The 21748-nt window shown below is 42.3% G+C and carries 21 protein-coding genes; 4 read left to right on the top strand and 17 right to left on the bottom strand.

All coding sequences use genetic code 11. The features are described from left to right. Positions 1-7: 7 nt before the first annotated feature. The 5 genes from pfkA to dnaE all read right to left on the bottom strand — a co-directional run bounded on the left by pfkA (position 8) and on the right by dnaE (position 8160). Positions 8-967 carry a 6-phosphofructokinase gene (pfkA, locus tag ACSSTM_RS17415; RefSeq protein WP_012010865.1) on the bottom strand — a complete coding sequence of 320 codons (960 nt, stop codon included), beginning with the start codon at positions 965-967 and terminating at the stop codon, positions 8-10. A gap of 341 nt (positions 968-1308) precedes the next feature. Then, entirely contained in the window at positions 1309-2286 is a 978-nt protein-coding gene (accA, locus tag ACSSTM_RS17410; RefSeq protein ID WP_034661852.1) for an acetyl-CoA carboxylase carboxyl transferase subunit alpha, read from the bottom strand. Further along, positions 2271-3146 (bottom strand): acetyl-CoA carboxylase, carboxyltransferase subunit beta, encoded by an 876-nt coding sequence (gene accD / locus ACSSTM_RS17405; RefSeq protein ID WP_034661853.1) that lies wholly within the window; start codon positions 3144-3146, stop codon positions 2271-2273. The genes accA and accD overlap by 16 nt, the downstream gene beginning before the upstream one ends. A gap of 304 nt (positions 3147-3450) precedes the next feature. Further along, complete coding sequence (locus ACSSTM_RS17400) at positions 3451-4683, bottom strand: NAD(P)-dependent malic enzyme (RefSeq protein WP_034661854.1); 1233 nt, start codon at positions 4681-4683, stop codon at positions 3451-3453. A gap of 141 nt (positions 4684-4824) precedes the next feature. Next, positions 4825-8160 (bottom strand): DNA polymerase III subunit alpha, encoded by a 3336-nt coding sequence (gene dnaE, locus ACSSTM_RS17395; RefSeq protein ID WP_437404264.1) that lies wholly within the window; start codon positions 8158-8160, stop codon positions 4825-4827. 137 nt (positions 8161-8297) lie between these two features. Between dnaE and ACSSTM_RS17390 the strand changes: the two genes are divergently transcribed. The 3 genes from ACSSTM_RS17390 (at position 8298) to ACSSTM_RS17380 (ending at position 9434) form a co-directional block, all read left to right on the top strand. Continuing rightward, on the top strand, positions 8298-8639 hold the full coding sequence (locus tag ACSSTM_RS17390; RefSeq protein ID WP_034661856.1) for a YtrH family sporulation protein: 342 nt from the start codon (positions 8298-8300) through the stop codon (positions 8637-8639). Beyond that, positions 8636-9139, top strand: a complete 504-nt coding sequence (ytrI, locus tag ACSSTM_RS17385) for a sporulation membrane protein YtrI (RefSeq protein ID WP_034661857.1) — start codon at positions 8636-8638, stop codon at positions 9137-9139. Before ACSSTM_RS17390 ends, ytrI begins: the two co-directional genes overlap by 4 nt. 109 nt (positions 9140-9248) lie before the next feature. Then, positions 9249-9434 (top strand): hypothetical protein, encoded by a 186-nt coding sequence (locus ACSSTM_RS17380; RefSeq protein WP_003216400.1) that lies wholly within the window; start codon positions 9249-9251, stop codon positions 9432-9434. A 51-nt stretch (positions 9435-9485) separates the two neighbouring features. On the opposite strand, the gene ACSSTM_RS17375 is transcribed toward ACSSTM_RS17380, so the two are convergent. Beyond that, entirely contained in the window at positions 9486-10427 is a 942-nt protein-coding gene (locus ACSSTM_RS17375) for a DHH family phosphoesterase (RefSeq protein ID WP_034661858.1), read from the bottom strand. A gap of 147 nt (positions 10428-10574) precedes the next feature. Between ACSSTM_RS17375 and ACSSTM_RS17370 the strand changes: the two genes are divergently transcribed. Continuing rightward, positions 10575-10877, top strand: a complete 303-nt coding sequence (locus ACSSTM_RS17370; protein WP_003216665.1) for a YtpI family protein — start codon at positions 10575-10577, stop codon at positions 10875-10877. A 67-nt stretch (positions 10878-10944) separates the two neighbouring features. On the opposite strand, the gene ACSSTM_RS17365 is transcribed toward ACSSTM_RS17370, so the two are convergent. From ACSSTM_RS17365 to ACSSTM_RS17315, 11 genes are all read right to left on the bottom strand, one after another. Then, positions 10945-12267, bottom strand: coding sequence for a CBS domain-containing protein (locus ACSSTM_RS17365; RefSeq protein WP_034661859.1), 1323 nt, complete (start codon positions 12265-12267; stop codon positions 10945-10947). Positions 12268-12412: 145 nt separating this feature from the next. Further along, positions 12413-13096 carry a metal-dependent hydrolase gene (locus ACSSTM_RS17360; protein ID WP_106042636.1) on the bottom strand — a complete coding sequence of 228 codons (684 nt, stop codon included), beginning with the start codon at positions 13094-13096 and terminating at the stop codon, positions 12413-12415. 66 nt (positions 13097-13162) lie between these two features. Continuing rightward, the gene (locus ACSSTM_RS17355) at positions 13163-13918 is read right to left on the bottom strand and encodes an SDR family oxidoreductase (protein ID WP_008343153.1); all 756 of its coding nucleotides are present in this window, start codon (positions 13916-13918) and stop codon (positions 13163-13165) included. Positions 13919-14095: 177 nt separating this feature from the next. Continuing rightward, positions 14096-15469, bottom strand: a complete 1374-nt coding sequence (argH, locus tag ACSSTM_RS17350; protein ID WP_437404263.1) for an argininosuccinate lyase — start codon at positions 15467-15469, stop codon at positions 14096-14098. Further along, the gene (locus ACSSTM_RS17345) at positions 15466-16677 is read right to left on the bottom strand and encodes an argininosuccinate synthase (protein ID WP_437404262.1); all 1212 of its coding nucleotides are present in this window, start codon (positions 16675-16677) and stop codon (positions 15466-15468) included. Before ACSSTM_RS17345 ends, argH begins: the two co-directional genes overlap by 4 nt. Before the next feature lie 173 nt (positions 16678-16850). Beyond that, positions 16851-17366 carry a MogA/MoaB family molybdenum cofactor biosynthesis protein gene (locus tag ACSSTM_RS17340; RefSeq protein WP_034661870.1) on the bottom strand — a complete coding sequence of 172 codons (516 nt, stop codon included), beginning with the start codon at positions 17364-17366 and terminating at the stop codon, positions 16851-16853. A 106-nt stretch (positions 17367-17472) separates the two neighbouring features. Further along, the gene (locus tag ACSSTM_RS17335) at positions 17473-18657 is read right to left on the bottom strand and encodes an acetate kinase (protein WP_034661872.1); all 1185 of its coding nucleotides are present in this window, start codon (positions 18655-18657) and stop codon (positions 17473-17475) included. 229 nt (positions 18658-18886) lie between these two features. Further along, on the bottom strand, positions 18887-19861 hold the full coding sequence (locus ACSSTM_RS17330) for a class I SAM-dependent methyltransferase (RefSeq protein WP_437404261.1): 975 nt from the start codon (positions 19859-19861) through the stop codon (positions 18887-18889). Between the two features lie 88 nt (positions 19862-19949). Continuing rightward, positions 19950-20450, bottom strand: coding sequence for a thiol peroxidase (tpx, locus tag ACSSTM_RS17325; protein ID WP_034321005.1), 501 nt, complete (start codon positions 20448-20450; stop codon positions 19950-19952). Positions 20451-20562: 112 nt separating this feature from the next. Beyond that, the gene (ytfJ, locus tag ACSSTM_RS17320) at positions 20563-21015 is read right to left on the bottom strand and encodes a GerW family sporulation protein (RefSeq protein ID WP_003216488.1); all 453 of its coding nucleotides are present in this window, start codon (positions 21013-21015) and stop codon (positions 20563-20565) included. Between the two features lie 14 nt (positions 21016-21029). Next, positions 21030-21719 carry a DUF2953 domain-containing protein gene (locus ACSSTM_RS17315; protein WP_223249898.1) on the bottom strand — a complete coding sequence of 230 codons (690 nt, stop codon included), beginning with the start codon at positions 21717-21719 and terminating at the stop codon, positions 21030-21032. Positions 21720-21748: the final 29 nt, after the last annotated feature.

Below are 21748 nucleotides of genomic sequence, written 5' to 3'. Positions count from 1 at the left end.
TCTCGTTTTATATAGAGAGCTCTTGTGAAAGTCGGTACATATTTTGATCGACTGTATGTTTTTTATCTAAGATATCTAAAATATCGTGATGAACGAGTTCGTTGCTTTGAATGCCCACACAGCGACCGCCTTTTCCTTCAAGAAGAAGTTCTACTGCGTATGCTCCTAAACGGCTTGCCAGTACTCGGTCAAATGCGCTTGGAGAACCTCCGCGCTGAATATGTCCTAAGACAGATACACGGGTTTCAAGGCTTGTCTCCTCTTCAATCCGCTTACCAAATTCAACACCGCTGCCTACGCCTTCTGCGACGATAATGATACTGTGCTTCTTGCCGCGCTCGTGCCCTCTTCTTAACCTCGCAATAATTTCATCCATGTCATAGTCTGCTTCAGGAATCAAAATAGATTCAGCTCCGCCTGCAAGACCTGACCAAAGAGCAATATCACCAGCATGTCTTCCCATTACTTCCACTACGTATGTACGTTCATGAGATGTGGCTGTATCACGAATTTTATCAATGGCGTCAATGACTGTATTCAGTGCTGTATCAAAGCCAATAGTGAAATCAGTACCTGGGATATCGTTGTCGATTGTACCCGGGACACCTACACATGGAAAACCGAGCTCAGTTAATTTCTTCGCTCCCATGAATGAACCGTCTCCGCCGATCACAACAAGTCCTTCAATACCGAATTTTTTTAAGTTCTCAATGCCTTTTTCACGACCTTCAACTGTCTTGAATTCAGGGCATCTTGCCGTGTAAAGTTTTGTTCCTCCACGATGAATGATATCGCCAACTGAACCTATTTCAAGTTTCTCAATTTTACCGTTAATTAGACCTGAATATCCATTATAAATACCGTAAACTTCAACATTATGGTAAATCGCTTTCCTTACAACTGCGCGCACAGCTGCATTCATTCCTGGGGAATCCCCACCGCTCGTTAAAACTCCTATACGCTTCATCTTTTTCACCTCAGAGACCATATATGAATTAAACATACCATTTCCACTGCTTGAAAACAATCATGAGCAAAACCGGATGTTTTCAATACGTATTTCTAAAACCGTACTTATTATACAATTAAATAAACCGTTTTTAAACAAAAGTTAAGAAAGTCATGAAAGCAATTCTTTCAAAAACGAGGAAGATCGATCCTTCTAAAGCTTATCATATCAAGGTTTTCAGACGTTTCAAATTTTATGAAAACAAAAGAAAATTATTTTCAAATAGCGCTTACATGAGGACGGTTTTCATGAAAAAGGATGAAAAAAATAAACGCCAGCCAAAAAGGCTGTACGTTTATTTAGTTTACCCCAATATATTGATTTTCAACCGATACTTTCCCGATTGCTTTGTATTTTTGATATCTTTGTTCGACTAGTTCTTCAGGTGTTAGTTTGAGCAAAGATGTAAGTGACTGTTTTAATGTTTTTTTAATGTAGGCTGCTTGTTGTTTCACGTCTCGATGTGCTCCACCTTGCACTTCTTTAATAACATCATCTATAATATCTAATTCTTTTAGGTCTGGAGCGGTAATTTTCATTGTCTCTGCAGCTTTTTTCGCAAGTGATGAGTCCTTCCAGAGCAGTGCTGCTGCACCTTCAGGTGAAATCACTGAATACGTTGAATTCTCTAGCATGTATAGGTGGTTTCCTACGCCTAAGCCTAGTGCGCCGCCACTTCCGCCTTCTCCGATGACAATACAGACAACCGGTACACGAAGTCCTGCCATTTCGAATAGGTTTTTCGCAATTGCTTCACTTTGTCCGCGTTCTTCAGCTGCTTTCCCAGGATAAGCTCCTTTTGTATCAATAAAGCAAATGATCGGGCGATTAAATTTATCTGCTTGTTTCATCAAGCGCAGCGCTTTACGGTAGCCTTCTGGATGAGGCATTCCGAAATTACGGCGCAAGTTTTCTTTTGTGTCTTTTCCGCGCTGATGGCCAATGACTGTGACAGGAAGCCCTTTAAACGTGGCAATTCCTCCAACAATGGCTTCATCATCACCATAGAAACGGTCACCATGACATTCGAAAAAGTTGTCAAACAGCTCTTGAATGTAATCGAGAGTTGTTGGACGCATCGCATGACGAGCAATTTGCACTCTGTCCCACGGCTTTAAATTTGTATAAATGTCTGCTTCAAGCTTGCTCAGACGTGTTTCAAGGCGCTCAATTTCTGCACTTAAATCCATTTCTGAGTTTTGAGTGAACTTTTTCAGTTCATCAATTTTCGCTCGAAGTTCAATGACAGGTTTTTCAAATTCTAGTTCTCCAGCCACTCTCGTTCACCTCCTGTGCTGTGTAATGCTAAGATTCGGCCTAGTGTTTCTTTCATCTCTGCACGATGAATGACAGCATCCAGCTGTCCATGCTTCATTAAAAATTCAGCCGTTTGGAAGTCCTCTGGCAGGTCTTCACGGATTGTTTGTTCAATGATTCTACGGCCTGCAAACCCAATTAAAGCACCAGGTTCTGCAAAGTTGTAATCACCAAGAGACGCGAAACTAGCTGATACACCGCCAGTTGTCGGGTTGGTCATCACAGAGATAATCAAACCTTGGTCCTCGCTGAACAGTTTTAATGCTGAGCTTGTTTTTGCCATCTGCATGAGACTGAGGATCCCCTCTTGCATTCTCGCTCCGCCCGATGCAGTAAAGATGATAAATGGCACCTTGTCCGCTTTTGCTTTCTCAATCGCCAGTGTGATCTTCTCACCAACAACCGAGCCCATGCTGCCCATACGGAACGTGGCATCCATGACAGCGATCACAGCACGCTGGCCTTCAATTTCACCTTGACCTGTGACAATGGCTTCATTCAAAGACGTTTTTTCTCTGTCTTTCTCAAGCTTTTCTTCGTAGCCTGGGAATCCGAGCGGGTTTTCTGAGATCAGATGCCCGTTAAATTCTTCAAATGTGCCTTCGTCTACAAGGCTATCAATACGCTGCTTTGCATTCATTTGCAAATGTCTGCCGCAATTCATGCAAACACGTAAATTTTTATCTAATTCTTTGGTGAGCATTATTTTTTTACATTGCGGACATTTGGTCATGATGCCTTCAGGCACATCTTGGCTTGCCTGTTCAGAGGGTACAGATGCATATTTTTTCTTTTTACTGAAAATATTTTTGATTGACAAATGACTACCTCCCTTTTTGAAGGGTTTTTTCTTTACACGCACATCCACTATTATAGGACATGTCATAACTGTACCGAAACTATTGTACTTTTTTTGTCAAACGCTGTCATCCTTCATTCAATTTTTTCAATGGGGAATTGATGAGAAATGAGTATGTGTTTGGGGCGCTGAGCAGTTGATATATGTGAATTGTGAACGTCTACAAAAAAATATCATTCCGGATGAAAAAATTTTCGCGTAAGAGAGGAAATGGTGCACGTCTTTCCTCCAATTTCAGAAAGAACGTGCACACTTTTCCAATTGATTATTCGCCGATAATCGTTAATTTTCTTGTTTTTTCAGCGACTGCTTCTGGATCGACTTTGATTCTTGCAACGCCAGTTTCCATTGCTGCTTTTGCTACCGCTTTTGCTACCGCTGGTGCTACACGTGCATCAAATGGTTCAGGGATGACGTATTCAGCTGACAATTTCTCATCTGAAACAAGAGAAGCAATCGCTTCAACGGCTGCAATTTTCATTTCTTCGTTAATGTGAGTTGCACGTACATCTAATGCTCCGCGGAAAATTCCTGGGAATGCCAGTACGTTGTTCACTTGGTTCGGGAAGTCAGAACGGCCAGTTCCTACAACACTCGCACCTGCTGCATGTGCATCTTCTGGCATGATCTCTGGATTTGGATTCGCCATAGCGAAGATGACAGGATCTTTTGCCATTTTTCCAACCATTTCTTTTGTTAAAGCGCCTGCTACTGAAACCCCGATAAAGACGTCTGCGCCTTCAATGACTTCTTCTAATGAACCTTCTTTACGGTCTTGGTTCGTGAATTTAGCGACTTCATTTTTCACTGTATTCATACCGTTCGGGCGGCCTTCGTAAATTGCGCCTTTTGTATCGCACATGATGATATCACGTACACCGAAATGATATAGAAGCTTGATAATCGCAATTCCCGCTGCTCCAGCGCCGTTTGCCACCACTTTGATGGAGGACATTGATTTTCCAGACAGTTTCAGGGCATTTACAAGTCCTGCTACTGTGACAATCGCTGTTCCGTGCTGATCATCGTGGAACACTGGAATGTTTGTCTCTTTTTTCAAGCGCTCTTCGATAATGAAGCAGTTTGGAGCTGCAATATCTTCAAGGTTGACACCGCCAAACGTTGGCTCAAGAAGCTTTACTGTTTCAACGATTTTGTCTACATCGTTTGTCGCAAGCGCGATTGGGAAGGCATCAACGCCCGCGAAGCTTTTGAATAATACAGCTTTTCCTTCCATTACTGGTAGAGATGCTTCTGCCCCAATATTACCAAGCCCTAAAACAGCGCTTCCGTCTGTGACAACAGCGACCATATTGCCTTTCATTGTATAATCATACACTTTGCTTGTGTCGTCATAAATATCTTTACATGGTTCTGCAACACCAGGTGAGTAAGCCAAGCTCAAGTCTTTTGCATTTTTCACTTGTACTTTTGATTTTGATTCGAGTTTGCCTTGATTCTCTTTGTGCATATGTAATGCTTCTTCTCTTAATGACATGTGATGAACACTCCTTCAAGTGGAAAATGATTTAATGAATTGCTAAGTTGATAAGCACATACTGGCAGTTTTAAATACACAGAATCTTTAAAATGATAACACAATAGGTGAATTTGTAAAACATATTCAGGTGATTTGTCATCATTTAATCACAACGTTTTGTTCACCAAGCAGCTCTTTTAACTGGAAAATCACAGCATGATCTGCATGAACCTTGTATGTATCTGGAAGTCTCACTGTCTTTTTTTGCTTCTCATAATACAAATAGACATCTGCTTCTCCGCTGTGCATCGAGATCACCCGCTTTACTTGCTCTAGCAGTTCCTGCGTATGGTTTTCTTCTTTCACCCGAATGTAGACAGACTCTTTTCTTTGTGTGCCCATCTCTTCAAGCAGAACGGCTTCTTGCACGATGATTTGGCTGCTGTCATTTCTGACATCTATTCTGCCTTCAACATAAAGCATGGCGCCCTCCTCAAGTAAGGGGGACAGCTTTCTAAATTGCTCTGGAAAGACGACGCCTTCCATTTCTCCCGTTTCATCCCCAAATGTGACAAATGCCATCGATTGTCCATTTTTTGTTCGAATCGATTTCACTTTTGTCAAAAGACCACCCATTGAGACCTTTCGCTTTATATAGGAAGAAAGTCTGATGATTTCCACTGCACCATTCTCTCTTAAGCGATCTCGGTACGTTTGTACAGGATGATTTGATAAATATAACCCAAGTGCCTCTTTTTCAAATTGCAGGAGATCGACAAGCGGCAGTTCTTCTATCTCCGCATATTTTGGCTTAATGGAGAAGGTTGTATCCCCCAGAAAGTCCAGTTGATCATCTGGATTTAAAAATGACACGTGGTCTAATGCAATATCTATTGATGCCAATAACGAAGCACGATTTGGATAAAGCTCATCCATCGCCCCTGAAAAAATGAGCGCTTCAATCGTTTTTCGGTTGACATTCTTTGCTGATACTCTTGCGCAAAAATCAAATAAATCTTCAAACGGCTTTTCCTGTCTTGCCCTGTATATATCCTTTACAGCTGACACTCCGACATTTTTGATCGCTCTTAAGCTGTAGCGGATCTCCCCTTTTTCAACCGTAAATGGAAATTCACTCTTATTAATAGAAGGCTTCAACACAGATATCCCTTTTTCCTTTGCCTCATAGAAATATTGAGCGACTTTGTCTTCATTTCCAATCACACTCGTTAAAAGTCCGCACATAAAATATAACGGATAATGCGCTTTTAAGTAAGCAAGCTGAAAGCCAATCATGCTATATGCAACAGCATGGCTTCTATTAAAACCATAGTTTGCAAATTTGACGATTAAGTCATAAACGTCATTTGCAATGTTAACAGGATACTCCTTTTTTAGGCATCCTTCAACAAAATGGCTTCGCTCTTCATCAAGGACCTTTTTATCCTTCTTCGAAACTGCTCTTCTTAATAGATCTGCCTCGCCCAGCTGAAAGCCTGCCATCTTCGCTGCAATCAGCATGATTTGCTCCTGATAGACGATGACCCCATATGTGTCCTTTAAAATGTCATACAAATCAGGATGCGGATAAGAGACCTTGACTCTGCCGTGCTTTCGGTCGATAAAGAGCGGGATATTCTCCATGGGACCTGGGCGGTAGAGGGCATTGACCGCCACGATGTCTTCTAAACTAGAGGGCTTCAGGCGTCTCAGCACCTGACGCATTCCTTGTGATTCAAGCTGGAAAATCCCAGTTGTATCTCCCGCTGATAACAATTCAAATGTTTTCTGATCTTCATATGAAATGTCACTAAAGTTAATGTGGACGTTTTCCTGTCTTTCAATCTGGTTTTTAATGGATTCAATTAAGGTTAAGTTTCTTAGTCCTAAGAAATCCATCTTTAAAAGTCCGAGATCTTCTAAATAATTCATCGCATACTGCGTTAAATACACACCATCATGGCCGTCTTGAATTGGAACGACCTCTGTCAGCGGCTCCTCGCTCAGCACAACGCCGGCTGCATGTGTCGAGGTATGTCTTGGCAAGCCTTCAACCTTTAAAGCGGTTTGAAAGACCTTTCGAAGCTCCTCGGATTGCTGGAGCATCGTTTTTAATTCAGGGGATGCAGTCACCGCTTCTTTCAGCGTCGTTCCTGGCTTTGACGGAATCAGCTTTGCAAGACGGTCCGCTGCCTTTGAATCAATCCCCATCACACGTCCAACATCTCTTAAGGCCGCCTTTGCTGCAAGTGTTCCAAACGTGACAATTTGTGCCACATGCATGTCTCCGTATTTGTCTTTTACATAAGAAATGATTTCATCTCTTCTCGTATCGGGGAAATCAATATCAATATCTGGCATACTGATTCGCTCAGGATTTAAGAAACGCTCAAACAACAGACCGTGACGGAGCGGATCAACATCTGTAATAAACAATACATACGCAACAAGTGACCCTGCTGCCGATCCACGTCCTGGCCCTGTGACAATGCCTTGATCATGGGCATACTTCATAAAATCCCACACGATGAGAAAATAATCACTGAAATTCATTTTTTGGATAATGCTCAGTTCGTACTCAAGTCTTTTCACATACGTATCATTTGAAGCAATCTTTCTTTTCTTCATCCCTTCTGCGCACACTCTGCGTAAAAACTGATCTGCTGTTGATTGATCAGGAGTCGGATAGGAAGGGAGTTTTGTCTGCCCAAGATTTAAATCGACTTCACAGCGGTCTGCGATCTCCACCGTTCTTGTCAGCAGCTCCTCATCTTGCGCATACCATTCCTTCATTTCTTCAAGGGTTCTGAAATGCTTTTCTCCTCGGTCTTCCTCAATCTCTGACAGCTGCTGCCCTGCTTTAATGGCTTTTAAACACGTATAGGCGGTTTTGTCTTCTCGATTGATATAGTGGACATCTCCCGTCGCAACAAGAGGAATCTCCGCACTTTTTGAGACGTCCCTGAGTTTACCGGCAAGCGATTCGTCTTGCTGAAATGGCTGAAGTGCGATGTACACATGTCCCTCACCGAAAATATCTTTCAATTGTTTCGCCGCATCATGCGCTTCTTCTATCTGATCATGCTGAAGCAGCGTTTCAATGTAGCCGGAAGCGCCTGGCGTAATGGCAATGAGCCCGCGGTGATAGCTTTTCAGCCATTTTTCTTTCAGTCCAGCTTTTGATTTTGATTTCAGCACACTGCTGATTTTGATCAAGTTTTGATAGCCTTCATTGTTTTTGGCAAGGAGTACCAAGGGATAAGCCTCTGTCTCTTGTTCATCTATGAAGACAGAAGCTGTTAAACCGATGACCGGCTTGATGCCATGTTTTTTACATTCCTTATAAAATTCAACCGTTCCATACATCACATGGTCATCGGTAAGAGCGAGCGCCTTGCAGCCAAGTTCTTTCGCTTTCAGCACGAGCTCCTTTACTTTTGCCGCACTGCTTAATAAGCTGTATCCACTGTGGACCTGAAGATGAACATAAGACATGCTTAATCCACTCCTTTCGTCTAAAGTCATTCTTTCATTATAAAACGCGATGCGGTGAGAAACAAACGTTCTTTCTTTTCTGTCCGTTCATACTTGTCCCGCACACACCATATATTGAATAGAGTGAGGTGGACACAATGGATGTGAAGGAAGCTTTTATTCCGAATTTTATTAGCTGTTATTTTATTGCTCTTGGGGTCATTTTGGGCGGTGCCATCATAGGTGGTGTTGGTGCTTATTTATCTGGTCAGCCGCCTTTATCCATTATTACGAGTCTTGCCAACCGTTTAAAGATTTGGGCGCTTGTCGCAGCTATCGGTGGAACTTTTGATGCCGTTTATAGCTTTGAAAGAGGCATTTTCGAAGGGAACACGCGTGATATTTTCAAGCAGATTTTATTAATTGTCTCTGCCATGGGCGGTGCGCAAACAGGTTATCTCATTATTACGTGGCTCACACAGGAGCATGTGTCATCATGAGGGTGCCGGAGCTGTACAAACGTCCAGGCTGGCAGCGTTTTTTTGCAGGGATGATGTTTGGCGCGATTGTGAGCTGGCTCATTTTCCTCTTTACATACGGAACCTTTCAGGAAAAGCAGGTGACACAGCTTAGAAGCCAGCAGCACCATATGGACAGTCTGAAAGAACAAATCACACTCTATCGGGAAGATTTGCATAAGTTAAATGAGGATAATAAACAGCGGCTGCTGATCCAAAGCGTAGATGTCCATCTCGTCAATCGTGAGCAATATAAAATCCCAGAGCCAGATACGCTGAAATTTGAAGATCAGGTCAAAGAGGATATCTCAGAGGTCATTACAAAGGATATTGAAAGTGTCTATAAAACAAAGGAATTATTAAAACGGACGGTGGAAAACAAAGAATATACCATTCGGGAAAAGGCATACCGCGCCAAAGTGACAGAGCTGACGATTTATACGAAGCTTTCACTTGAAGTGCGCATTTCATTTGCTGAATAAATGATCATGTGGAATTTTTATGAATTTCTGCCCTCAATGATCGCTTTTCCCTCATTATTTTTATACACTAAAAGTAGAACGAGATCTAAAACAGAAAGAGGTGAGGACAATGGAGGTTTACAGCTATCGTCAAATGGCACGAGACAAAGCAAGCCGGATCAAGGACGGTATGTGCGCTTATGCTGAGACAGAAATGATGGCTCATTTAATTAAAAAAGAATTAAAGCATCAAAATCTCCAAGCCTATGAAGATTCAACTGACATCGGCTGCTGGTTTATCCCTGTATGCAAGTAACCCTTTTCTCCCTGACAAAAAAAGAGAGAGGGGACTTGAAGCCCCCCTCTCTCATGATGATGATTTACATACTTCTTCTAAATCACGCAAAATCTCATCTGCCACGGCCCAATCATAAATAGACGCACCAGCTGCAAGCGGGTGGCCGCCACCATGATATTTTTTCGCAATGGTATTAATGACGACCCCTTTAGAACGGAATCTGACACGAATCTGATCGTTTTCTTCCACAAAAAAGACCCATGCCTTAATCCCTGCAATATTGCCTAGTGTCCCAACAAGCTGTGAGGCTTGCTGCGCTGTTGTTTGGAACGATTCCAAAATATCGCGCTTAATGAAAACAGAGGCGACCCCATTCTCTGACAAAGAAATATGTTGAAAAATATAGCCATTTAATTTCACGACATTCAAGTCCGTCTCATACAATTGATTGAAAAGGTCTGAAGATGAAAATGGATATTCAATAAGCTCTCCAGCATATTTGAGCGTCTTTTTCGTCGTGTTTGGGAAAAGGAAGCGGCCTGTGTCTCCTACAATGCCGGCATAAATGAGTTCAGCCGCCTTTGTATTCAGCTGATATCCTTCTTCTTTCCCCTCTAAATACAATTCATAAATCATTTCGCTCACAGAGCTTGCCTCTGTATCCACCCAAAGCAAATCACCATACGGATCTTCATTTGGATGATGGTCAATTTTCATCAGCTTATCGCCCATTGAATAGCGCTGATCGTCAATTCTTGCTTGATTGGCTGTATCACAGACAATGACAAGGGCATCTTTGTACACGTCATCCGGAACCTCATCAAGTTCATACAAAAATGAAAGGGATGGCTCCGGGGTTCCTGTCGCATAAATATTTTTTTCTGGATAGGTGGCACGCAAGATTTCCGTAAGGCCGCACTGCGATCCATACGCATCAGGATCTGGTCTTACATGTCTATGAATGATGATGGTGTCATATAATGATATGGTTCTAATCAGTTCTTTTTTCATAAAAACTCCTTCTTATCCGATACTCTTTTTATTATTAAATCATAATCTATCCTGACGGAAAAGTGAGGAATAGACAATTTATTCTAGTAAGCAAGCCTATTTACGTTTAAAATAGGGTTGTAACCACTTACAATGGAGGCTTGGCACATGCTTGTTTTGATTGTGTTTATTATTTGTTCTGCCATGTTTTATTTATACTACAAAGCAAAGAATGTCCGTACGAACCGCCCAGTCGAAAAGAAATTCTGGTCGGCTAAATCCAGTATGGCACTTGGCTGCTTTGTCCTGCTCTTCGGTGTGAATCAATTATTTTTAAACCGCTCGTCACTCGCATTTGTCATTGGATTTATTTTTGTTGCTGTCGGTATCGGCAGTACGTGGGCTGGATATAAAGCCTACAAGCATTACCTTCCGCTCTTTTTAAAGGAAGGCGAAAAAGATCACGCATAATAAGAGAGAAGGGCTAAAATGATGTTTATTTTAGCCCTTTGTCATTTTCGTCATCGCCCTTTTACGATTATCCTCTCTCCATCAGCTGTACCATCAGCATCGCTTTCCCTACGATATTCGATTGATGATATACCTCCACTTCCAGCTTTCCAAACTTGCGGCCTACTTCTAAAATATTCGGCTTGATCTGTATCGTGGATTCCATTTGAACCGGTTTTAAGAAGTAGACAGAGAGACTTTCGACAATCAGCTCCCCTTTTTTATGAGACTTTAAGAAGCGGTTGGCGGATTCAATTAAAATTTGCGTGAACACTCCATATGAAATGTTTCCGAGCTGGTTTGTCATTTGGGGTGTGACCTCATATTGATACACCGCATTTGCCTTTGGCTTATCTGTATCGGTATCTTTAAACCCTCTTGAGACAACATCATCCAGTTTTTCGCCGACCTGCGGCTGCTTTTGAATCATTTGAAGCGCCTTCAGCACATCCTGACGACTGATCATCCCAATTAGTTTCGCATAATCATCTACGACTGGCAGCACCTCAATGCCTTCCCATACCATCATTTGAGCAGCAGAGGCGACAGAGGTTTTTCCAATGACTGTCAGTGGATTTTTCGTCATCACCTTTTCAATCGGTGTAGAGCGGTCATGCCCCGCGATATCCTTTGAGGTGAGGATTCCGTGAATTTTCATTTGGTCGTCTGCGACCGGAAAACGGCCATGGCCAGTTTCATAATTCTTTTCATACCATTTTTCAAGCTTATCCTCTGGTGATAAATACACCGTTCGTTCGATCGGCGTTAAAATATCTTCCACAAGCACAATCTCTTTTTTTATTAGTTGGTCATAAATGGCTCGGTTTATGAGAGCTGCTACGGTAAATGTATCGTAGCTTGTCGATAAGATCGGCAGCTCAAGCTCATCTGCGAGCTGAATGATTTCATCATCTGTTGAGAAGCCGCCCGTGACCAGCACAGCTGCTCCTGCCTCTAATGCTTGTCTGTGTGCATTGATCCGGTTTCCGACAATCAGCAGGTTTCCAGCTGCCGTGTAGCGCATCATCGCATCAAGCTCCATCGCACCGATGACAAATTTGTTTAATGTTTTATGTAAGCCCGTTCGTCCTCCAAGCACCTGTCCGTCAATGACATTGACCACTTCCGCATATGTCAGTTTTTCAATATTTTCTTTTTTCTTCTGTTCAATCCGAATGGTACCAACTCGTTCAATGGTACTGACGAATCCTTTATTTTCAGCATCCTTGATGGCCCGGTAAGCGGTCCCTTCACTCACTTTCATTTCTTTCGCAATACGCCGGACAGAAATTTTCTCTCCAACATCTAATGAATCAATATACGATAAAATTTGTTCATGCTTTGTCGCCAATCCCGTTCACCCTTTTTGTTTTCAGCGTTTTCATCTATGTTTCATTATAAGGGCAGGAGGCTTTTAATAGCAATTTGTCTTTTTCAGCACGATACACGTAAACAAAAAAAGCCGGCATTGGAATGCTGGCTTTTTGATATGATGCTTAAATCTCAATTGATTCTCCGCTGTTTAACACATGACCAACGCCGCCATGCAGGCTGTCTGCAAATGCATGCGGGTCCTGTTCAATCGGCGGGAATGTTCTGTAGTGAATCGGCACGACCTGCTTCGCCCGAAGCCATTCGGCTGCGATTCTTGCATCGTCCGGCCCCATCGTGAAGTTATCACCGATCGGAAGGAATGCAAGCTCAATATGATTCAGCTCACCGATCAGCTTCATATCTGAAAAGAGCGCAGTGTCTCCAGCATGATAAATCGTTTTGCCCTCTGCGGTAAATAAAATACCTGATGGCATGCCTGTATACGTAATCGTTTTTGCATCTTCATCAATGACAGCTGAACCATGGAACGCTTGCGTGAGCTTGACTTTACCAAATTCAAACTCACGTCCGCCGCCGATATGAAGCGGGTGCGTTTTCACCCCTTGCCAGCTTAAATAAACGGCAAGTTCGTTTGGCGCGACAACGAGCGCGTCATTGTTTTTAGCGATTTCAATGGTATCACCGAGGTGATCTCCATGCCCATGTGTCAGTAAAATAACATCCGCTTTGACATCTTGCGGCTTGATATCTGTGTGCTTATTTCCATTTAAAAATGGATCAATCCAAATATGGTATCCGTTTGTTTCAATGTGTACGACTGAATGTCCGTGATATGTAGCTTTCATGTGAGTATATCCACCTTTCGAATTTGATCTCATTTCATCTATTCCCTGTATAAAAAGCTGAAAAACTTAATGTCTGTGAATGACGTTAAGACCACCTGTTGCTTCAATAACGGTCCCTGTAATCAGGTCTGAGCGGTCATCGCATAAAAATGAAATGATGCGCCCTATATCCTCTCCAGTACCAGACCTGCCAATAGGCGTTTCATCGTCTTTGATCTGGCGTGCTTCTTCTATTGTGGATTCTTTCATGTCTCCAACGATTTTGCCTGGGCAAACCATATTGGCTGTGATGCCGTTTTCGGCTTCTTCAATCGCAATGGTTTTCGTCAATGACGCAAGCCCCACTTTTGCCGCTCCGAAGGCTGATCTGTGCATCCAGCCTGGTGCATGGTCTGCTCCTTGGAAGCCATACGTGATAATGCGGCCAAAGCCTTGTTTTCTCATCATGGGGATGACCATTCGGAACAAATGGAACACTGCGGATAGGTTGCCTTCCATCATTTGATACCATTCATCTTCAGAGTAATCCGCTAGTTTCTTACGTTCAAAAATATAAGGTCCAGCATTGTTAATCAAGGCATCGATCCGCCCAAATCGCTCTGCTGCCAGCTCTACCATGTTTTTTAAATCTTCTTTGTTTGTCACATCTCCTTGGACAAATTGAAGCTTTTCTTCGTATTCCTGCAATTCTTCTTTCATCTGCCGGACAGCTTCATCATCACTTCGATAATTCACTGTCACAGAATACCCCATATTCAGTAAAGACTCGGTTACTTTCCTGCCAAGTCCTTTAGAACCCGCTGTTATTAATGCGTGTCGCACACAATCTCCTCCTAAAGCAAAGGTTGCAAGTTCACATGTTTCTTATCTTTACTTTACTACAAACCAGCATCTGGCGCACTTATGAACCCTTTCTGCTATCAGGTTCTCCAAGGAAGAGGATTCTCCTTTCTGACAGCAAAAAAACCATCCGCATCATACGAATGGTTTTTTGACTTGTTACGCTAGGCAGGCTTTTGCTTTTTCTAAAGCGAGCTGAATTTGTTTAAATCCAGTTCCACCTGCACTTGTTCTTTTTTCAACAGCAACATACGGATCAAGAACGGTGTAAATGTCTTCTTCAAAAAGGTCGCTCGCTTCTGTGAATGTTTCAAACGGAAGATCACTTAAGTAGATGCCTTTTTGAATGCACGTATACACAAGCTTGCCAACGATTTCGTGTGCTTCACGGAATGGCATGCCTTTTTTCGCTAGGTAGTCTGCCACTTCGGTCGCATTTGAGAAATCTTCTTTTGTTGCCTTTTTCATGACATCCTCGTTCACCGTCATGGTTTGAATCATGCCTGTGAAGATTTGCAGGCTGCCAGCAATGGTTTTTACTGTATCAAACATGCCTTCTTTATCTTCTTGCAGGTCTTTGTTATACGTAAGCGGCAAACCTTTCATAATGGTGAGAAGTCCCATCAGATTGCCATACACACGGCCTGTTTTCCCGCGGATCAATTCTGCCATATCCGGGTTTTTCTTTTGCGGCATCATGCTGCTGCCTGTTGCATATGTGTCATCAAGTTCAATGAATTTGAATTCTTGAGAGCACCATAAAATGATTTCCTCACAAAGACGTGAGAGATGCATCATCACAAGGCTGCTGTTTGACAAAAACTCTAAAATGAAATCCCGATCACTCACGCCATCAAGGCTGTTTTCGTAAATATGATCAAAGCCAAGCAGCTCTGCTGTATATTCACGATCAATCGGAAATGTCGTTCCTGCTAGCGCTCCGCATCCAAGTGGAGACACGTTAATTCGCTTCAACGAATCTTGAAAACGCGCTTTGTCACGCTCAAGCATCCAGAAATAGGCGAGCATATGATGAGCAAAGGAAATAGGCTGTGCACGCTGCAAGTGCGTATATCCTGGAAAAATCGTTTCAACGTGCTGTTCTGCTTTTTCCACAAGCACTGTTTGAAAGGAAGAGATCAGTTCAATGATATGCTCTACTTGGTTATTCAAATATAAATGCATATCGGTTGCGACCTGATCATTCCGGCTTCTCGCTGTGTGCAATTTGCCGCCAAGCGGACCAATCTCATCAATGAGCATTTTTTCAAGGTTTAAATGGATGTCCTCATAATCCACTGAGAATTCCAATTCATCTGCCTCTGCCTTTTTCATGAGCGTATTCAGTCCATCTTTGATGGCAGCGGACTCCTCATCGTCTAGGATACCGCATGTATTCAGCATACTTGCATGAGCAAGGGAGCCGGTCAGATCTTCTTTGACTAATTGTTTGTCGAAATGAATGGACGCGCCAAACTCATCGACCCATTTTTCTGGTGTTTTTTGAAATCGGCCTCCCCAAAGCTTTTTCATGCTTTAACCTGCTCCTTTTTATTCACGATGCTGTTTACTTTTGTTGGTAAGCCCCAAAGATTAATAAATCCTACCGCAGCATCATGATCGAATTCATCTGCTTTTGTGTATGTCGCTAGATTTTCATCATAAAGTGAATATGGTGATTTACGTCCTTCTACAATGGCATGGCCTTTAAATAGTTTCACACGTACAACACCTGTTACGTTCTGTTGTGTTTCTTGTAAGAAAGCATCTAATGCTTCTTTAAGCGGTGAGAACCATAATCCGTTGTATATTAATTCAGCCATTTTTTGTTCAACGATTGGCTTAAAGTGTGCGACTTCTTTCACTAGTGTTAAATCTTCAAGCTCTTTATGCGCTTTTAGAAGTGTGACAGCACCTGGGCACTCGTACACTTCACGAGATTTGATGCCCACAAGACGGTTTTCAACGTGATCGATTCTGCCAACCCCATGCTGACCAGCGACTTCATTTAAATGAAGGATGAGATCAGATAATGAATACTGAATACCATCAATAGCTGTTGGTTTTCCTTTTTCAAACGTGATTTCGATGGTCTTAGGTGTGTCAGGTGTTTTTTCAAGTGGAGTCGTTAGATCATATGCTCCTTCTGGCGGTGCAGCCCAAGGATCTTCTAAAATGCCGCACTCGTTACTTCTGCCCCAAAGGTTTTGGTCGATTGAATATGGACTGTCTAAGTTAATCGGAATTGGAATACCGTGCTTTTGTGCATAATCGATTTCTTCATCACGGGACCATTTCCACTCACGCACTGGTGCAAGAACTTCTAGGTCTGGATTCAACGCTTTAATGGATACTTCAAAACGGACTTGGTCGTTTCCTTTTCCAGTACATCCGTGAGCAACCGCTACTGCATTTTCTTTCTCTGCGACTTCCACCAATTTTTTTGCAATAAGTGGACGAGATAGTGCAGATACAAGCGGATATTTTCCCTCATACATGGTGTGTGCTTGTAATGCAGTCAGTGCAAATTCCTCTGCGAATTCTTCTTTTGCGTCAATCATGTAAGATTGAACCGCTCCGACTTGAAGTGCTTTTTGTTGAACGAATACTAAGTCTTTTCCTTCACCTACATCCAGGCAGCAAGCAACGACTTCGTACCCTTGCTCTTGTAACCATTTAACTGCAACAGAGGTATCAAGACCTCCGGAATATGCTAATACGACTTTTTTATTTTGTGACATGATTGAAAAGCTCCTCTCGCTTGTTTTGATTCTGTGAATGTTTTTTGCATAAAAATAAGTTTTTATTTATAAACATGCATTTAGTATGTATACACTGTAACAAGGAAAAATTGTTTTTTCAACCCCTTTATGAAAAAAACTCCGCCAAATTTTCTTGGCCGAGTCATTTTGGGCTATTTTTGATCCTTTTCAAGCTCTCGTAAGACGTGAGGAAGCTCTGGAATCATGAGTTTTGTCATGGCTAAACGAACAGCTCCAGTAGAGCCTGGTGTGGCAAAGACGGCTTTCTGGTTGACGACCCCTGCCGTTGCCCGGGACAAGATAGCGGCTGAACCGATGTCTTCTGTATAGCTCAGCATGCGGAAGATTTCGCCAAAGCCAGGCAGCTCCTTGGAGAAAAGTGGGGTGATCGCTTCAATGGTGACATCCCTTGCGGCAATCCCTGTCCCCCCGTTTAATAAGACGGCATCTATTTTCGGTTCGCTTGTTCCCTCTAGCACAGCGTCTTGGATCGCTCCAATGTCATCTTTTACAATATCGTATGCAAGAATGAGATGTCCCTGTTCTCTAAGCAAATCAATCATCAGGCGGCCGCTTTTATCTGTTTCTTTCGTTCTTGTATCACTGACTGTAATGACTTTTACATAAAGCCTCTCTTTCGCCTCACGTTTATGTTCTGTCACGCTCATTTTTCACACCGCTCCCTTTTGCTTCGTATTGGACAACATTATAGCATGCTGCTTTTAACAGAAAAAAGCTCTTTTCCTTATTGGAAAAGAGCTTCTTCATTTTTGATTACGCTAAGCGCATAACGTCTCTTGCAATCATTACTTCTTCGTTCGTTGGGATGACGATCACTTTTACAGGAGAGTGCGGGTAGCTGATGAATGCTTCTTCGCCTCTCATGTTGTTAAGAGAAGGATCCCAGTAAACGCCCATGAATTCTAGACCACGAAGTACACGTGCTCTTACTTCTGAACTGTTTTCACCGATTCCAGCTGTGAAGATGATCGCATCTACACCATTCATTCTCGCTGCATAAGAACCGATGTATTTATGAATACGGCTTGCAAAAATATCAAGAGCTACTTCTGCACGGTCGTTTCCTTCTTCTGTTGCTTCTTCGATATCACGAAGGTCACTTGATAGACCAGACACACCTAAAAGACCACTCTTCTTATTCAAAGTAGAAAGTACTTCTTCAGCTGTATGTCCTGTTTTCTCCATAATAAATGGAATAAGGGCAGGGTCAATGTTACCTGAACGTGTACCCATTGCAACACCTGCAAGCGGTGTGAAGCCCATTGAAGTATCGATTGATTTTCCGCCTTCAACTGCTGCGATACTTGCACCATTTCCAAGGTGGCAAGAGATCAAACGAAGCTCTTCAAGAGGACGGCCTAATAGCTCTGCTGCACGCTCTGTTACGAACTTATGGCTTGTCCCGTGGAATCCGTATTTACGAATACCAAAGTTTTTGTAGTAGTCGTACGGAAGGCTGTATAGGTAAGACTGCTCTGGCATTGTTTGGTGGAAGGCTGTATCGAACACAGCAATCGCTGGTACGTCAGGCAGAATTTGTTTGAATGCTTTGATTCCTACAACGTTTGCAGGGTTGTGCAGTGGTGCTAGCTCTGAAAGCTGATCAATGTCATTGATGACTTCATCAGTTAAAAGAACAGAGTCGCTGAATTTCTCTCCGCCGTGAACAACGCGGTGTCCTACGCCATCAATTTCATTAAAGTCTTTGATGATGTTAAATTCAATTAGTTTTTCAAGCAGCATTTTGACCGCTACTGCATGATCTGGAATATCTGTGATTTCTGTTTTCTTTTCTCCATCTACAGAAATCGTGAAGATACTGTTGTCCATTCCGATTCTTTCAACAAGGCCTTTTGTTAAAACGGTTTCTTCTGGCATGTCGAACAATTGGAATTTAAGAGATGAGCTTCCTGCGTTGATTGCAATAATTTTAGACATTCCTGTCGCTCCTTTTACTCAGTTGTTATATAAGGTTTCACGTTTTTTCCGGTGCTATATTCAACCTGTTTGACGGGTCTTTTATAGTTTAACGATAAGTCCGAAAAATATCTGACTTTTTCATTTAAACATTGAAAACTTTGCATTTCAAGTGCACCTTCAAACTGTTACCGCTTACATCGATAAGTCGTTATTTTCTGAATAATAAAATAGCCAGACATCACTCTGGCTATTCTTTCGTTTCTTTTTCTTCAATAAACCATTGATCTAATTTTCTCATCACACCCACCATGGCTTCCTTCTGTGAAAAAGACGGCAGATTGGCAAAGAGCATCCGTTTTGGTGCTTCCAAGCCTTCCTTTTTCTTTTGCATCACAAACAAGCTTTTGGCGTGCTTTTTGTCCTTGAACATGGAGACCGGGAGCTGAATTAACGCATTCATATATGCATGATCTTTGATAAAATCCTTTAATTGCACGCTTTCTTTTCCTTCAAACAAATCGTTTGGAATGATGAAGAATAAGAAGCCGCCTTCTTTCGTATAACGAAGGCTTTGTTCAATGAATAAATAATGGGCAAAGGCATGTCTTTCTTTTGCCTTCAAATCATAGTCTGCTGCACGCTCATCATTTGGGTAATAACCGACTGGCAGACTGCATACAGTGACATCTACTGGTGAGATCAAAAGCGGCTCAAGGCTGTCTTGATGGAAAAGCTCGACTTCCTTCTCTTCCAAGTTTGCCTGTGCCCATGCAATTTTAATGAGTACATCATCAATTTCAGACGCAAAGCCGCGCTTTGTTTCTGCAGTGAGATTGTTTAAGACAGCAAGCAGTAAGTTCCCTGTTCCCGCTGCTGGATCAAAGACAACAAGCTCTTTTTGTCCTTCTAAAAATTTATTCACCAAATAGCTGACAAACAGCCCGATCGTATCTGGGGTCATCTGACGATTTGGATGGGAAATATCCTTTTGTCCTTTCAATACGGCGAGCTGAAACGCTTTACGAATCTGCTCATGATCATAAGAAGCAAAATCTGCTTTCTCTATTAAATCCTTTAGTAAACCGTCTCGATCATTTGCTTGGAAAAAGGCTTCTCCTGCTTCAGCCAATGCTTCAATATAGGAAATGCTTTGGTCCTTTTTTAATCGAATAGAAGCTGTATCGAGCAGCTCGAAAATCGTACTTACTTGATCTTTCTGCAATGCTTTTCTCTCCTCGCTTTGTTAAAAGCTATATCTTCTCATTGAAAAGAGCCCCAGGATGAAGCCGGAGCTCTTGTCGATGCTGCTTTTATAACAGTGATTTTGCAGCTTCAATGGCTTTTTCATAATTTGGGTGATTCGTTGCTTCACTTACGTATTCAGTGTAAACCACTTTTCCGCTCGGGTCTAATACGAAGACTGCGCGCGCCAATAAACGCAATTCTTTCATATATACTCCGAATGCTTCACCAAATGACATATCTCTATGATCAGATAATGTTTCGACATTTTCAATTCCGTTTGCTCCGCACCAGCGTGCTTGTGCAAATGGAAGGTCTGCACTAATTGTATAGATATTGACCGGACCTAAACCGGCTGCCTCTTCATTGAAACGTCTTGTTTGTGCGTCACACACACCTGTATCAATAGAAGGAATCACTGAGATGATCGTCACTTTTCCTGTTAAATCTGAAAGTGAAACTTCCCCTAGTGAGTTCGTTAATACCGTGAAATCTGGAGCCTGCTCGCCTACTTTCACTTCATTTCCTACAAGCGTGACAGAACTCCCTTTAAATGTGATCGATGCCAAAACAATTCCTCCCTTATCAAATGTATGGTTCTATCATAGTAGAGAAAGCAAAAAACTGCAAAGCCTAATCGTCACTTTTGAAAAAAAAGTTAACTGCAGCGCAGCTAACTTTTTAAAGGTCTATGTCATCTAGTTTTCGTTCTTTATGACGGTTCTCCCGTTCATCCTTCTTAAACATGTGCTGAAGACGTTCAATTGCTTGAGGAGCAGAATCCAATATTTTATCAAGCAGATGTGTATGTTCATCCAAATGAAGCATTCGAACGCCGTTTGTTCCGACAATTAAGAAGGCGATTGGTGTAATAGACACACCTCCGCCGCTTCCTCCGCCAAATGGGAGTCTCGGTTCTTTTCGTTCTTGATCATCAGAACGTTTTTCTTTCTTTTGGTTCCCGTTAAATTCACTGCCGCCGGCTGCAAATCCAAAACCAACCTTCGACACAGTAAGAATGACACTGCCGTCAGGGGTTTCGACTGGATCGCCGATGATCGTATTCACGTCTATCATTTCTTTTAAGTTTTCCATCGCTGTCTTCATAAGACCTTGGATTGGATGATCTGCCATTTTCGGGTTCCTCCTTAAACAGATGATTCATTCTTCGTTGCTTGAAGAGAGGCATTTTTTCTCGCCTTTCTTCCTTTTAACCAATGGACAAGTAAACGAATGGCTGCAAGCATAGCATGTCCAATACGAAAATAAGCTATACATGTAAACTGGGTTTGTGACACATTATGCTGAAAGGCAGGAATGACTTCATATACCGGTTTATGCTTAAAGGTGAGATGCTCCTGCATAAAGGCAAGCAGTGCTCCTTTGACTGACCACACACCGCCGGCTGCTACACCTGTTAAAGCGGCGTCATGAAAGCCGATCCATGTTGACCAGTGAAACGATACAATTCTGATGTGAATGAAGAATTTACGCATGATCCGGTTTAAATCGACGATCTCTTTTGTGATGCGCTCCATTTGATGAAGGATTTGCTTCATATCACGTTTTCCCACTTTTTGATGTATGGATTCTTTTTCGTGACTAGGGGTTTTGGCGCTCGCCATCTTCTTTTCACGTATATCAATCGTTTGATCTTCTGGATTGACCCTCACCATCGGAATGTCTTTTTTGAGTCTGATGATTCCATATAAGGTGATGATCTTCAGTGCAAGGTGGTCATTGTCATTTGCATGTGAATAATCCAGTGAAATGGTCACTTTCATGAAGATCAATAAGATCCCAAGGAACAAAAAAGCTGCGATCCAAACGTAAAGCACTGTGCTCACTTCCTCCATAACAAATGATG

Origin of the sequence: Bacillus sp. RK1064 (genome assembly GCF_051488405.1) — a bacterium.
GTDB lineage: Bacteria > Bacillota > Bacilli > Bacillales > Bacillaceae > Bacillus.
The sequence above is the reverse complement of the archived record's forward strand: the minus strand, read 5'-3'. Positions and strand labels throughout refer to the sequence as shown.

What these genes read in the sequence shown, in the direction of transcription:
- ACSSTM_RS17375 (WP_034661858.1), bottom strand. Translation starts at nt 10,427, where the DNA reads ATGAAAAAAGAACTGATTAGAACCATATCATTATATGACACCATCATC.
- ytfJ (WP_003216488.1), bottom strand. Translation starts at nt 21,015, where the DNA reads ATGGCAGATCATCCAATCCAAGGTCTTATGAAGACAGCGATGGAAAAC.
- ACSSTM_RS17345 (WP_437404262.1), bottom strand. Translation starts at nt 16,677, where the DNA reads ATGTCACAAAATAAAAAAGTCGTATTAGCATATTCCGGAGGTCTTGAT.
- ACSSTM_RS17370 (WP_003216665.1), top strand. Translation starts at nt 10,575, where the DNA reads ATGCTTGTTTTGATTGTGTTTATTATTTGTTCTGCCATGTTTTATTTA.
- ACSSTM_RS17380 (WP_003216400.1), top strand. Translation starts at nt 9,249, where the DNA reads ATGGAGGTTTACAGCTATCGTCAAATGGCACGAGACAAAGCAAGCCGG.
- ACSSTM_RS17400 (WP_034661854.1), bottom strand. Translation starts at nt 4,683, where the DNA reads ATGTCATTAAGAGAAGAAGCATTACATATGCACAAAGAGAATCAAGGC.
- ACSSTM_RS17335 (WP_034661872.1), bottom strand. Translation starts at nt 18,657, where the DNA reads ATGTCTAAAATTATTGCAATCAACGCAGGAAGCTCATCTCTTAAATTC.
- ACSSTM_RS17340 (WP_034661870.1), bottom strand. Translation starts at nt 17,366, where the DNA reads ATGAGCGTGACAGAACATAAACGTGAGGCGAAAGAGAGGCTTTATGTA.
- argH (WP_437404263.1), bottom strand. Translation starts at nt 15,469, where the DNA reads ATGAAAAAGCTTTGGGGAGGCCGATTTCAAAAAACACCAGAAAAATGG.
- ytrI (WP_034661857.1), top strand. Translation starts at nt 8,636, where the DNA reads ATGAGGGTGCCGGAGCTGTACAAACGTCCAGGCTGGCAGCGTTTTTTT.
- pfkA (WP_012010865.1), bottom strand. Translation starts at nt 967, where the DNA reads ATGAAGCGTATAGGAGTTTTAACGAGCGGTGGGGATTCCCCAGGAATG.
- ACSSTM_RS17360 (WP_106042636.1), bottom strand. Translation starts at nt 13,096, where the DNA reads ATGAAAGCTACATATCACGGACATTCAGTCGTACACATTGAAACAAAC.
- ACSSTM_RS17390 (WP_034661856.1), top strand. Translation starts at nt 8,298, where the DNA reads ATGGATGTGAAGGAAGCTTTTATTCCGAATTTTATTAGCTGTTATTTT.
- dnaE (WP_437404264.1), bottom strand. Translation starts at nt 8,160, where the DNA reads ATGTCTTATGTTCATCTTCAGGTCCACAGTGGATACAGCTTATTAAGC.